Source organism: Klebsiella sp. BIGb0138 (assembly GCF_004342285.1).
Taxonomy (GTDB): Bacteria; Pseudomonadota; Gammaproteobacteria; order Enterobacterales; family Enterobacteriaceae; genus Klebsiella.
In genome coordinates this window covers 697692-710520 of the sequence record NZ_SMCV01000001.1, presented here as the reverse complement: position 1 = coordinate 710520, position 12829 = coordinate 697692, and the positions used below count along the sequence as shown (strand labels likewise).

Here is a 12829-nt window from a genome sequence, read left to right as displayed (position 1 = left end):
GCTAATGCGGGCCGTCATGTCCCGCAGGAGGATGACATGAAAGTTGTTGCACTACGTGCTGTGGGCGATCTGGCGCTGGAGGAGCGAGAATTACCGGTACCGAAAAGCGGAGAGGTCAGGGTCAAAGTGATGGCCTCCGGGGTCTGCGGATCGGATATTCCCAGAATATGGCGCACGGGAACGCCGTCATTTCCTCGGGTGATCGGCCACGAATTTTCCGGACGGATTGACGCCGTAGGGATCGGGGGAGATGAAGCGCTCATCGGGCGACGGGTGGCGGTGTTCCCCATCAAACCCTGTCACGACTGCGTGTTCTGCCGGCATCATCACTATGCCAGATGTCTGAACTACAGCTCGTACGGCTCCCGCTGCGATGGCGGTTTTAGCGAATATCTTACGGTGCCGCTATTTAACCTGGTATTTTTTGCTGACGACGTTAGCTATCCGCAGGCGGCGATGCTGGAGCCCGCCACAATCGCGCTACACGTGGTACGGCGGGCGGCGCTCGACCTCAACGACACCGTGGCTATTATTGGCGCGGGGCCGATCGGACTGCTAACCGCCCGCTGGGCGCAGCTCCACGGAGCCGGAAAAATTGTGCTGCTGGATATCGATCCCGACAAAATCGCCTTCTGCAAACAGCTCGGCTTTGAGTATGCGCTGCGCTGCGATGAGGCAGGGGCGCTGGATAGTCTTCGACAGCTAACCGACGGAGGTGCCCATGTGGTCATTGAAGGCAGCGGTAGCGCTCCTGGGCTTTGCTTCGCGCTGGATGCCTGCCGTACCTTTGGCAGCGTGATGCTGCTGGGCAATTGCCATGAGGAAATGGTTATTCCACGCCTTGCCTATGACCGGGCGATGCGTAAGGAGCTAACGCTGACCGGTGTGTACAACTCAGTCTACAAAGGAGATCCCCACGATGAATGGGCGGATGCAGCGCGGGCTATCAGTTCCGGCGCTTTGCAAGTTAGTGACCTCATTTCCCATCAGGTTGGTATCGGACAGGCGATCGATCTCTTAAACGCCATTCATCAGCGTCAGCAATTTACCTGCAAATGCATGGTGACGGCACAGGAGTAACTTATGAAATTACCGGCTATTGCACCTTCACTTATGTGCATGGATCTGCTTGAGTTTCGCAATCAGATTCAGTTTCTGAACGACAAGGTTGCCTGGTTTCACGTGGACATTATGGATGGACACTTTGTTCCGAATTTGACGCTTTCCCCTTGGTTTGTTTCAAGCCTGAGTCAGCTGGCCAAAGCGCCGATCGACTGTCATCTGATGGTGACAGATCCGGAAAATTACGTTGCGCCCCTCGCGAAAGCCGGGGCGACAATGGTCAGCTTTCACGCGGAGGCGGTCAACGGAAAAGCCTTCCGTTTGATTGATACTATTCGTCAGGTGGGAATGCAGTGCGGGCTGGTGCTCAACCCGGAAACTCAGCTGGAGGATGTGACGCTTTACCTGGCCCGTATTGATAAGGTCACCATTATGACCGTCGATCCGGGATTCGCCGGCCAGGTGTTTATTCCTGAAATGCTGGGAAAAATAAAAGCTTTTGCCTCATGGCGTGAACAGCATGGCCTGAACTACCTGATTGAGGTTGATGGTTCCTGTAACAAGAATACCTACGCCAGCCTGATGGCAGCAGGAGCCGATATTCTGATCATGGGTTCAAGCGGACTATTTAACCATGCGCCGGAAATTGCAGCGGCGTGGCAAATGATGCAATCCGACCTGCAGGAGGCTTTAGCTCCGGTGTAAAGGGACGGGCGCGATGCTGACATCGCGCCGCTTCCTCTATTTGTCCTCCAGCATATCCATAATGTAGAGTAGTTCGTCATCGCTTAGTTTTACCCCTGTTTTATTTTCCAGCATATCGTTCGCCGTCTGGTAAATCGCCATTACCGGGCTGGAAAGATACTCCTCCCTGTTCTGTTTGTTGTAGGTAATGGTCTCGTTACGTACTGAACGTTCGAGAGCCAGGCAAATATGTACGCAGATGTTAAGTAATCCGCTGCCCTGATCCTCCAGCCGCCGATGCTCCTTAATCACCTGAATAAATGACATCACAATGGGCACCGCCTTTTTGGGGTTGAGAAAAACCACGAAATCCTGCAGGTACTGTTCGCTCAATTTGGTCAGAGTGACTGGGTTGTCAGCCCTGTTTTGGCGAACGTAGCTGCTGCCGATCGCCGTCTGAAACTTAAGCTCTCCCTGGCGGGAAAAAAATTCCGCTAGCGGAATATGAGGCAGATTAAACTCTGGATCGACTATCCCAACCGAGAGCAGTACCTGGTACTCGCTTAACAAACTCTGCCGTCGACTGAACATTTCATCGGCGGAAAGATTTATAATGTGAATATCGCTGCGGTTGATTTCATCTAGTACCGAACGCAACAGCGACTGCAGTTTTTTAGCGATCCCCTCGCCAGAAGAACAGATGGCCAGAACCGCCAACGGCTTATCAGGCACCGGCTGTTCCCGATGCTGATTCGCGCCGTAGCCTTTGAAATGGAGTAGACTGAAATAGATATCGTCCAGTTCGACATTGAGAATGGACGTGCGGCGCAGCGCCTCGATCACCAGCGGGGTAGATACCATATCCAGGGTACGCATCGCTATCCGGCACTCCTGGGCGATAATATCCCCGGCATGCAGCAGCGAGCCCATATCGACCAACAGTAAAAATCCCCGGGCGTTAGGCGTTGCCAGAATCGTCTCTTTTATCTGCGCGATGGCCTGGTTGGGACGAATATTCAGAGGCATATTAACCGCCGAAATGTTCTCTTCGGCGATCAGCGTACGGGCAATGTCTACCATATTACTGGCAATGAAATCCCCGTGGGTGGCGACAATTACGTGGATCAACTTCTCTTTTTCGCGGATCACCAGTGAGCTGAGTAAAATGGTCAGGTAAGCTACTTCATCTTCATGAATGTCGATACTGAATTCATCTTGCAGTCGTTTCTTAATGGTTAAGGCGGAATCATATTCCGGGAGTTTGTTAACCCGGTAGCGGCGTATCCAGCTATTACCGGGGGAATGAGTGTGGTTCCGGGTGAGATTCGTCAGGTGATACCCCAGTGAGAACAGAAAATTATCGCCGAACTCTTTTCCCATCTGTAGCTCAATTTCTGTTTTAAGCGACTGACAAAAAAGTAGCATTTTCTTATCTAGCCCGTGATCGAACCACTGGCGCATTCGCGGAAGCTTAACATCAATATAGTTATTAATTTCCGAAGTGATAAAGCGGTTGATATCGCTATCGGTAAAGTTCTGCTCCAGCATAAAATTAATTTTATTATCAATAAAATCATACATTCGTAACGGGCTGTCGTTTTTGTTGATGCTGAGTGCCGGATGAGCGGGAATGGCATCCGGCAAAATAGTCATAATATCGCCCAGGCTATATTGCAGGCGGGCCAGATAATCATTATTACGTTTAAGATTAAAGATCCCCGTTTTGATATCCAGCGCGAGCTGCTCAAAGCGGATATCCAGCATCTGTTGCTGCTGATGTTTTTCCACAAAAAAATGGGCGCAGACCGACTGAATTGTCGATTTAAGTTTACCCACATTGCCAGCAAAGGAGCTGCCAAGTATCGATTTGGCGCTGTCAGCATCGATGGTGATCGTGCAGCCAATGCGCGCCGCCTCGATTTTAAGTAAAAATTTAAGTAGCTCAACTTGCTCCTCAGGAAGGCGGTTAGCGAGGCCGGGTAAATTGATGGTGATGGGGATTCTTCTCAGGAAGGTGGAGAGTAATGAGGAGCTGGGATCTTCAGTTGTGGCGCAGATGAGCAGGATCTCGGCGCGGCGATCGCGCTTTGTTTCACCGAGCTGTCCCCATGTTCCGGTATCGATAAAGTAGAAGATCATCTCCTGACCTTCCGGTGGCAGACGGTGTACCTCGTCAAGGAAAAGCATACCGCCGTCGGCTTCACTTAACAGACCGGGCTTGTCTTTATCGGCGCCGGTAAACGTTCCTTTGGCATGACCAAAAATATGAGAAACCAACAGCTGTGGGTTGCTGGCATAATCGGCACAGTTAAACACAATAAAAGGTGCTTGTTCTTTCAGAAGCCGCCGGGCGATAGCATAGTTATACATTAGCCGGGCAAACAAACTTTTACCAGTACCGGTCTCACCGGTTAACAACGTATGTAGGCCGTGCGGTGGGTAAATAATAGCAGCCTTTGCCTGACTAATTTGTTTTTGCAAACTGTCATGATAGCCAATCAGATAAGTGAAAGGATCGTCGATAGCCGGAGAACTTACTTTTTCGCTGATTAATTCGGTGTTGACAAAATAATAAACCGGACGTGTGTTACTTTTAGAGATAACTCCCTCTTTAACCAGCATATTTAAATCACTACTGACGTTCGGGCGTGAAATTTTCAGCGTCTCGGATATTTGTTGCGTTGTTGTGCCGCCCGGTATTTTTTTACATAAATCAGCCAGATAAGTAAGGATTCTTTTTTTACGGGTCATTTTGTCTTTTGATTATAATTTACAGGGTAGGGTAATTATATAAAGTCTGGTGATTATTACTGTGAGCCAGCAAGAAAAGATACAGAACCTGTATTTTGCGCGGAATGACTTACGGAGAGTGAGGGATTTATATGCAAACCCCCTCGATAAGAGGGGGTTAATTGACAGCAAATTACTGCTGCTGGGAAGACTGAATCGCGGTCAGCGCGATGGTGTAGACGATATCGTCAACCAGCGCGCCGCGGGACAGATCGTTCACCGGCTTACGCATACCCTGCAGCATCGGCCCGATGGAGATCAGGTCAGCGGAACGCTGTACGGCTTTGTAAGTGGTGTTACCGGTGTTCAGATCCGGGAAGATGAACACGGTGGCGCGGCCGGCAACCGGAGAGTTCGGCGCTTTGGACTTCGCCACGTCAGCCATCACCGCAGCATCGTACTGCAGCGGACCGTCGATCATCAGGTCAGGACGTTTTTCCTGAGCCAGACGGGTCGCTTCACGCACTTTCTCCACATCGCTACCGGCACCGGAAGTCCCGGTGGAGTAGGAGAGCATCGCCACGCGCGGCTCAATGCCGAACGCAATCGCGGAGTCTGCGGACTGAATCGCGATTTCGGCCAGCTGTTCTGCGGTCGGATCCGGGTTGATCGCGCAGTCGCCGTAAACGTAAACCTGTTCAGGCAGCAGCATGAAGAACACGGAAGAGACCAGCGAGCTGCCCGGCGCCGTTTTGATCAGCTGCAGCGGCGGACGGATGGTGTTGGCGGTGGTGTGTACCGCGCCGGAAACCAGACCGTCGACTTCGTCTTGTTCCAGCATCAGGGTGCCGAGAACCACGTTGTCTTCCAGCTGCTCGCGCGCGACCGCTTCGGTCATGCCCTTGCTCTTACGCAGTTCGACCAGGCGAGCCACGTAGCTCTCGCGAACCACTTCCGGATCGACGATTTCGATGCCTGCGCCCAGTTCCACGCCCTGAGCGGCGGCAACGCGGTTGATCTCATCCGGGTTACCCAGCAGCACGCAGGTCGCAATACCGCGCTCTGCACAAATGGCGGCGGCTTTAACGGTACGCGGCTCATCGCCTTCCGGCAGAACCACACGTTTGCCCGCTTTGCGCGCCAGCTCGGTCAGCTGGTAGCGGAAGGCCGGAGGAGACAGGCGACGGCTACGCTCGGAGGTGGCGGTCAGAGACTCGATCCAGTCGGCGTTGATGTAACTGGCCACGTATTCCTGAACTTTCTCGATACGCTCGTGATCGTCAACCGGGACTTCGAGGTTGAAGCTCTGCAGGCTCAGGGAGGTCTGCCAGGTGTTGGTGTTGACCATGAATACCGGCAGGCCGGTAGCGAACGCACGTTCGCACAGCTTGCTCACGCGAGCGTCCATTTCGTAGGCGCCGGTCAGCAGCAGGGCGCCGATTTCAACGCCGTTCATGGCGGCGAGGCAGGCGGCAACCAGCACGTCAGGACGGTCTGCGGAAGTCACCAGCAGAGAGCCGGCGCGGAAGTGTTCCAGCATGTGCGGAATGCTGCGCGCACAGAAGGTCACCGATTTCACGCGGCGGGTGTTAATGTCGCCTTCGTTGACGATGGTAGCATTCAGGTGGCGCGCCATATCGATAGCACGGGTAGCAATCAGATCGAAGCTCCACGGTACCGCGCCCAGAATCGGCAGCGCGCTGCCGGTCGCCAGCTGAGCCGGATCGATCTTCACCACTTTCGCTTTCGAGGAGTCATCGAAAATTTCCGACAGATCGGGACGAGTACGCCCCTGTTCGTCAACCGGTGCGTTCAGCTTGTTGACGATAACACCGGTGATGTTGGTGTTCTTCGCGCCGCCGAAGCTGTTGCGGGTCAGTTCGATACGTTCGTTCAGCTGTTCCTGGGTATCGGTACCCTGAGACATGACGAAGACGATTTCCGCGTTCAGCGTTTTAGCGATTTCGAAGTTCAGGGACTGAGCGAACTGGTGTTTACGGGTCGGAACCAGGCCTTCAACCAGCACGACTTCAGCATCCTGAGTCGTTGCGTGGTAGTTAGCGATGATCTCTTCCATCAGCACGTCTTTCTGATTGCTGGACAGCAGCGACTCGACGTGGCTCATCTTCAGCGGCTCGGCGGCCGGAAGATTGGAATTTGCGCGTACGATGGTGGTGGTCTGGTCTGGCGCATCGCCGCCAGCGCGTGGTTGGGCGATAGGTTTAAAGACGCTAAGACGAACGCCTTTGCGCTCCATCGCACGGATAACACCGAGGCTGACGCTGGTCAGGCCAACGCTGGTTCCGGTAGGGATCAGCATGATTATACGGGACACGATATATCCTCTTTCGTTACCGCCAGTATCAGGCGGGAGACAAAACTGCACCACCAGCTTCTCGTCATACTTCAGGTTGCATCTACGTTGGCCTGGTAACCCGGCTCATCCATAAGCCTCGCCCTTGCGGGCCGCCTTCCTGCAACGCGAAGTATTTAAGGTTATCGCTGGCGGTGTGGCATCAGGCAGTCAGACGATTGGCGTCTTGCGCGATGACCAGCTCTTCGTTGGTCGGGATGACCAGAGCCGGGCGGGTGCCTTCTTTGTTGATGAAGCCAGACTTGCCGAAACGGGCCGCCAGGTTACGCTCGTGATCAACATCGAAGCCCAGAACGCCGAGTTTGCCCAGCGACAGCTCGCGTACCATGGCTGCGTTTTCACCGATACCGCCGGTGAAGACCACGGCATCCAGACGGCCGTCCATCAGCGCGGTGTAGGAACCGATGTATTTCGCCAGGCGGTGGCAGTAAACGTCCATCGCGCGTTTAGCGTCTGCTTTATCTGCGTAGTTGTCTTCAACATAGCGGCAGTCGCTGGTAACTTCGGTCAGACCCAGCAGGCCAGACTCTTTGGTCAGCATTTTGTTGATCGCATCAACGCTCATGCCCAGGGAGTCGTGCAGATGGAAAATGATGGCCGGGTCGATATCGCCAGAGCGGGTACCCATGACCAGGCCTTCCAGCGGGGTCAGACCCATAGAGGTGTCAACGCATTTACCGTTGCGGATCGCGGAAACAGAACCACCGTTGCCCAGGTGGCAGGTGATGATGTTCAGTTCTTCAACCGGTTTGTTGAGGACTTTTGCCGCTTCCTGAGTCACGTAGAAGTGGCTGGTGCCGTGTGCGCCGTAGCGACGTACGCCGTGCTCTTTGTACAGGCTGTACGGCAGGGCGTACAGATAGGATTCTTCCGGCATGGTCTGGTGGAACGCGGTGTCGAACACGGCAACGTTCTTATCTTTCAGGTGCGGGAAGGATTTCAGTGCTTCAGCAATACCGATCAGGTGAGCCGGGTTGTGCAGCGGCGCGAAAGAGGCGGAATCTTTGATGCCCTGAATCACGGAGTCATCAATGACCACGGAGCTGGTGTATTTTTCACCACCGTGAACGATACGATGGCCGATTGCGGTCAGCTGAGCAGACAGTTCTGGTTTTTGTGCCAGAATAGTGTTAACGATAAAGTTAAGCGCTTCACTGTGAGCGGCGCCAGCGCCGAGATCCGCTTCGTGTTTGCTGCCATCCATTTTCCATTTGATACGGGCTTCAGGAAGATGGAAACATTCAGCTAAACCAGACAGATATTCGTCACCGTTTACGGCATCAAGGATAGCAAATTTCAGTGAGGAGCTACCGCAGTTCAGAACCAGTACTAACTTACTCGACATGGAAGTACCTTTTATGATACGTGGCTAAAAAAACGTCAGTGTGTCACAAAGCGTAGCGCAGGATGACAACGACATTTATGATTAACATCATGCCTTGTTCTGTTTTCGGGCACGATGGGAGAAGTACATTTGATTTTATGCCATTTTGGATAATTTTCAGCCAATGGCAGAATGTGCGATAATTTGACTAACCTGGTCAAAGGGTCTATCGCCCTTTCAGGCGGGCACAGGATACCTGATTGCCGCAGCCATTGCCAAAATGTTTTGAACGTTGTCATGCATAGTTGGTGTTTTGCACGAATATTTTAAGATTTATATGTAAAGTTGAGGTAAAGCCATGTCGACCCCCGAGAATCGCCCCGTTAGCTTTTTTGGCTTGTTTCGCCACGGGCAGCACTATGCAAAGACCTGGCCTTTGGACAAACGCCTCGCCCCGGTATTTATTGAAAACCGCATCATTCGCGCCACCCGCTACGCGATCCGCATTATGCCGCCGGTCGCTATCTTTACGCTGTGCTGGCAAATCGCGCTAGGCGGTCAGCTTGGCCCGGCGGTCGCGACCGCGCTGTTCGCCCTGAGTTTACCGATGCAGGGATTATGGTGGTTGGGCAAGCGTTCGGTAACGCCGCTGCCGCCATCGGTACTGAACTGGTTTTATGAAGTGCGCGGCAAATTGCAGGAGGCAGGGCAGGCGCTGGCGCCGGTTGACGGCAAGCCGGATTATCAGGCTCTGGCTGACACGCTTAAGCGCGCCTTCAAACAACTGGATAAAACTTTCCTTGATGATTTGTAATTCACCAGGGAAAACGCATATAAAAGAAGGCGCATAATTAATGCGCCTTCTTTTTTCACGCCATAAAGTGCTACAGGAGTCAAAAATGGAAATGACCAATGCGCAGCGTCTGATTTTATCGAATCAGTACAAGATGATGACGATGCTCGACCCGGACAACGCTGAACGTTACCGCCGTCTACAGACCATCATTGAGCGTGGATACGGACTGCAAATGCGCGAGCTGGACCGCGAATTTGGCCAGCTGACGGAAGAAACCTGCCGTACCGTCATTGATATCATGGAAATGTATCATGCGCTGCATGTCTCCTGGGCCAACCTGAAGGACGCCAGTGAAATTGACGAACGCCGGGTGACCTTCCTCGGGTTTGACGTGGCAAGCGAAGCGCGTTTCCTCGGCTATGTGCGCTTTATCGTTAACGTTGAAGGGCGCTATAGCCACTTCGACGCCGGCACCCACGGCTTCAACTCTCAAACGCCGATGTGGGATAAATATCAGCGGATGCTCAGCGTTTGGCACTCTTGCCCGCGCCAGTATCATTTAAGCAGTAACGAAATTAATCACATTATTAATGCCTGATGGAGGTTCCCGTGCAGTGTAAAGGTTTCCTGTTTGATCTTGACGGGACGTTGGTCGATTCGTTGCCGGTGGTGGAACGCGCGTGGTGCAAATGGGCGGACCGATTCGCCATCCCGCGTGATGAGGTGCTTAACTTCATTCATGGCAAGCAGGCAATCACCTCTTTACGCCATTTTTTAGCGGGGCGCAGTGAAGAGGAGATCCAGGCGGAGTTCACCTATCTTGAAGCGGTGGAAGCGGCGGATACCGATGGCATCACGGCGCTGCCGGGCGCGGTCGCGCTGCTGGCCACTCTGGATGAGGCGGGGATCCCGTGGGCCATCGTCACCTCAGGTTCGGTGCCCGTTGCCCACGCCCGCCATCGCGCTGCGGGGCTGCCTGAGGCTAAAGTCTTCGTCACCGCGGAGCGCGTGAAGCATGGCAAACCGGCGCCGGATGCCTACCTGCTCGGAGCGGAACTGCTGGGACTGGCGCCGCAGGAGTGCGTCGTGGTGGAGGATGCGCCAGCCGGGCTACTTTCCGGGCTGGCCGCCGGGTGTCATACCATCGCCGTGAATGTGCCGGCGGATGCGCCTCGTCTCAATGAAGCCGATTTTGTGCTGACCAGCCTTGAAAGCCTGGCGGTTGAGAAGCTGGCGGACGGTAGGGTGAATGTCGCTCTTAAAGCGTGATCTCATGATATAGCCCCGCATCGCCGGGGCTTTTTTATGCAAAAATTCCGGCTCCATCTTCAGACAAGGATAGGTTGTGAACGGTGAACTGATTTGGGTGTTGTCTCTTCTTGCCGTCGCGGTTGTGCTCTTTGCCAGCGGGAAAGTGCGCATGGATGCGATCGCGCTGCTGGTTATTGTGGCCTTCGTGCTCAGCGACACGCTGACGCTCAGCGAAGCGTTCTCCGGATTTAGCGACCCGAACGTGATTTTGATCGCGGCGCTATTTATTATTGGCGATGGCCTGGTGCGTACCGGGGTCGCCACCAAGGTCGGCAGCTGGCTGGTGAAAGTGGCCGGCAACAGCGAAACGAAAATGCTGGTCTTTCTGATGCTGACCGTCGCCGGTCTGGGGGCCTTTATGAGCTCAACCGGCGTGGTGGCGATCTTTATTCCGGTGGTGCTCAGCGTCTCGCTGCGGATGAATACCTCGCCCTCGCGCCTGATGATGCCGCTCAGTTTTGCCGGCCTGATCAGCGGGATGATGACGCTGGTCGCCACGCCGCCAAACCTGGTGGTGAACAGCGAGCTGCTGCGTGAAGGGCTGGAGGGGTTTAGTTTTTTTAGCGTGACGCCGATCGGCCTGGTGGTACTGGTGCTGGGCGTAGTTTATATGCTGGCGGTGCGCTTTATGCTGCGCGGCGGCGAGGGCGAACAGACGCGCGACGGGCGTAAAAGAAGCACCTTTCGCGATTTAATCAAAGAGTACCATTTGACCGGCCGGGCCCGTCGGCTGGCGATTCGCCCGGGCTCGCCGATGATTGGTCAACGCCTGGATGACCTTAAGCTGCGTGAACGCTACTGCGCGAACGTCATCGGCGTGGAGCGCTGGCGTCGTTTTCGCCGGGTTATCGTGAATGTTAACGGCGTCTCTGAATTTCGCGCCCGCGATGTGCTGCTGATCGATATGTCGGCTTCAGACGTCGATTTACGTCAGTTCTGCGGGGAGCAGATGCTCGAACCGATGGTGCTGCGCGGCGAATATTTCGCTGACCAGGCGCTGGATGTCGGCATGGCGGAGGTGTCATTGATTCCTGACTCGGAGCTGATCGGCAAAACGGTGCGCGAAATCGGTTTTCGTACCCGCTTTGGCCTCAATATCGTTGGCCTGAAACGCGATGGCAAGGCCCTTGATGGTTCAGTGGTCGATGAGTCGCTGCAACTGGGCGATATTATGCTGGTGGTGGGGGACTGGCGGTACATCGGCCAACTGGCGAAACGCGGTCGTGATTTTGTGGTCCTCAACATGCCGGTTGAAGTGAATGACGCTTCGCCCGCGCACAGTCAGGCCCCGCATGCGATCTTCTGCCTGGTGCTGATGGTCGCCCTGATGCTCACCGATGAGATCCCCAATCCTATCGCCGCCATTATCGCCTGTCTGCTGATGGGGAAATTCCGCTGCATCAATGCCGAGAGCGCCTATAAAGCCATCCACTGGCCTAGCATTATTTTAATTGTTGGTATGATGCCGTTTGCGCTGGCGCTGCAAAAAACCGGCGGCGTCGATTTGGTGGTTCAGGGGCTAATGGATGTGGCCGGTAGTCAAGGCCCGTATGTGATGTTGGGCTGCCTGTTCGTGATGTGCGCGACTATCGGTCTGTTTATTTCCAACACCGCAACGGCGGTGCTGATGGCGCCGATAGCGCTGGCGGCGGCGAAATCAATGGACGTTTCGCCTTATCCCTTTGCCATGGTGGTGGCGATGGCGGCATCGGCGGCCTTCATGACGCCGGTCTCTTCGCCGGTGAATACTCTGGTACTGGGCCCCGGGAAATACACCTTCAGCGACTTCGTCAAGATTGGCGTGCCGTTTACCGTGCTGGTGATGGTGGTTTGCGTGCTGCTCATTCCGGTGCTGTTCCCCTTCTGAACGGCTCGATAGCCCGGCTCAGGCGGTGTTCACCGCAAGCCGGGTTAGCGCCGATTTACAGCGGGGAATCCTGGCTGATTTCGTCCAGCGACAGCTGGAAGCTGGGGACGAACACCCGCATAAAGTAGTCCATCTCCTCGCTGCGGCGAGACGCCAGGGTCTTCTCAAGCCGGCCCTTAGCCAGTAAAAACTCGTTGTTACCGGCCGACAGCTCTTCCAGGCATTTCAGGTAGGCGCAAAGCGCGTCGGCCTGTTTGACGATCGACTGCTCATCTTCGCTATAGCGATGCTCGTCGATCAGCGGTGCAAAGATATCGCGCAGTTCGTCAGGAACCATGTCGATCAGCTTTTGCTGGGCAATCTTTTCGATCGCCTTATATTCTTGCGCAATCTGCGAATTGAAATATTTTACCGGGGTCGGGAGATCGCCGGTTAAGACCTCCGACGCATCGTGATACATTGCCAGGAGCGCAATTCGCTCGGCATTAACCGTGCCGCCAAACTTACGGTTCTTAATAGCGGCCAGCGCGTGGGCGACCATCGCTACCTGCAGACTGTGCTCGGAGACGTTTTCGGTGCGGACATTGCGCATCAACGGCCAGCGGTTAATCAGCTTCAGGCGAGAGAGGTGGGCAAAGAAATGACTCTGACTCATAGGAACCCTTAATCAGTGACAACATC

General features: G+C 54.3%; 10 protein-coding genes. 6 read left to right on the top strand and 4 right to left on the bottom strand.

The features are described 5' to 3' along the window. Positions 1-36 precede the first annotated feature (36 nt). Positions 37-1080 (top strand): galactitol-1-phosphate 5-dehydrogenase, encoded by a 1044-nt coding sequence (locus tag EDF73_RS03265; RefSeq protein WP_132725689.1) that lies wholly within the window; start codon positions 37-39, stop codon positions 1078-1080. 3 nt (positions 1081-1083) lie between these two features. Then, positions 1084-1767: a D-allulose 6-phosphate 3-epimerase gene (gene alsE / locus EDF73_RS03260; protein WP_132725686.1), complete on the top strand. Its 684-nt coding sequence runs from the start codon at positions 1084-1086 to the stop codon at positions 1765-1767. A 36-nt stretch (positions 1768-1803) separates the two neighbouring features. On the opposite strand, the gene EDF73_RS03255 is transcribed toward alsE, so the two are convergent. The 3 genes from EDF73_RS03255 to ackA form a co-directional block, all read right to left on the bottom strand. After that, complete coding sequence (locus EDF73_RS03255; RefSeq protein WP_132725684.1) at positions 1804-4497, bottom strand: sigma-54-dependent transcriptional regulator; 2694 nt, start codon at positions 4495-4497, stop codon at positions 1804-1806. Positions 4498-4669: 172 nt separating this feature from the next. Further along, the gene (gene pta, locus EDF73_RS03250) at positions 4670-6811 is read right to left on the bottom strand and encodes a phosphate acetyltransferase (protein ID WP_132725681.1); all 2142 of its coding nucleotides are present in this window, start codon (positions 6809-6811) and stop codon (positions 4670-4672) included. A gap of 181 nt (positions 6812-6992) precedes the next feature. Then, on the bottom strand, positions 6993-8195 hold the full coding sequence (ackA, locus tag EDF73_RS03245) for an acetate kinase (RefSeq protein WP_132725679.1): 1203 nt from the start codon (positions 8193-8195) through the stop codon (positions 6993-6995). A 337-nt stretch (positions 8196-8532) separates the two neighbouring features. On the opposite strand from ackA, the gene yfbV reads away from it, so the two are divergent. The 4 genes from yfbV (at position 8533) to EDF73_RS03225 (ending at position 12148) form a co-directional block, all read left to right on the top strand. Further along, entirely contained in the window at positions 8533-8988 is a 456-nt protein-coding gene (yfbV, locus tag EDF73_RS03240) for a terminus macrodomain insulation protein YfbV (RefSeq protein WP_132725676.1), read from the top strand. An 85-nt stretch (positions 8989-9073) separates the two neighbouring features. Beyond that, positions 9074-9568 carry a YfbU family protein gene (locus EDF73_RS03235; protein ID WP_132725674.1) on the top strand — a complete coding sequence of 165 codons (495 nt, stop codon included), beginning with the start codon at positions 9074-9076 and terminating at the stop codon, positions 9566-9568. Further along, the gene (locus EDF73_RS03230) at positions 9568-10239 is read left to right on the top strand and encodes a sugar phosphatase (protein WP_279387969.1); all 672 of its coding nucleotides are present in this window, start codon (positions 9568-9570) and stop codon (positions 10237-10239) included. Before EDF73_RS03235 ends, EDF73_RS03230 begins: the two co-directional genes overlap by 1 nt. A gap of 76 nt (positions 10240-10315) precedes the next feature. Continuing rightward, positions 10316-12148, top strand: a complete 1833-nt coding sequence (locus EDF73_RS03225; protein WP_132725668.1) for an SLC13 family permease — start codon at positions 10316-10318, stop codon at positions 12146-12148. Positions 12149-12203: 55 nt separating this feature from the next. Here EDF73_RS03225 and yfbR read toward each other — a convergent pair whose 3' ends face one another. Next, complete coding sequence (gene yfbR, locus EDF73_RS03220) at positions 12204-12803, bottom strand: 5'-deoxynucleotidase (RefSeq protein ID WP_132725665.1); 600 nt, start codon at positions 12801-12803, stop codon at positions 12204-12206. Between the last annotated feature and the right edge of the window lie 26 nt (positions 12804-12829).

What these genes read in the sequence shown, in the direction of transcription:
- yfbV (WP_132725676.1), top strand. Translation starts at nt 8,533, where the DNA reads ATGTCGACCCCCGAGAATCGCCCCGTTAGCTTTTTTGGCTTGTTTCGC.
- ackA (WP_132725679.1), bottom strand. Translation starts at nt 8,195, where the DNA reads ATGTCGAGTAAGTTAGTACTGGTTCTGAACTGCGGTAGCTCCTCACTG.
- EDF73_RS03265 (WP_132725689.1), top strand. Translation starts at nt 37, where the DNA reads ATGAAAGTTGTTGCACTACGTGCTGTGGGCGATCTGGCGCTGGAGGAG.
- EDF73_RS03235 (WP_132725674.1), top strand. Translation starts at nt 9,074, where the DNA reads ATGGAAATGACCAATGCGCAGCGTCTGATTTTATCGAATCAGTACAAG.
- EDF73_RS03230 (WP_279387969.1), top strand. Translation starts at nt 9,568, where the DNA reads ATGGAGGTTCCCGTGCAGTGTAAAGGTTTCCTGTTTGATCTTGACGGG.
- alsE (WP_132725686.1), top strand. Translation starts at nt 1,084, where the DNA reads ATGAAATTACCGGCTATTGCACCTTCACTTATGTGCATGGATCTGCTT.
- yfbR (WP_132725665.1), bottom strand. Translation starts at nt 12,803, where the DNA reads ATGAGTCAGAGTCATTTCTTTGCCCACCTCTCTCGCCTGAAGCTGATT.
- EDF73_RS03255 (WP_132725684.1), bottom strand. Translation starts at nt 4,497, where the DNA reads ATGACCCGTAAAAAAAGAATCCTTACTTATCTGGCTGATTTATGTAAA.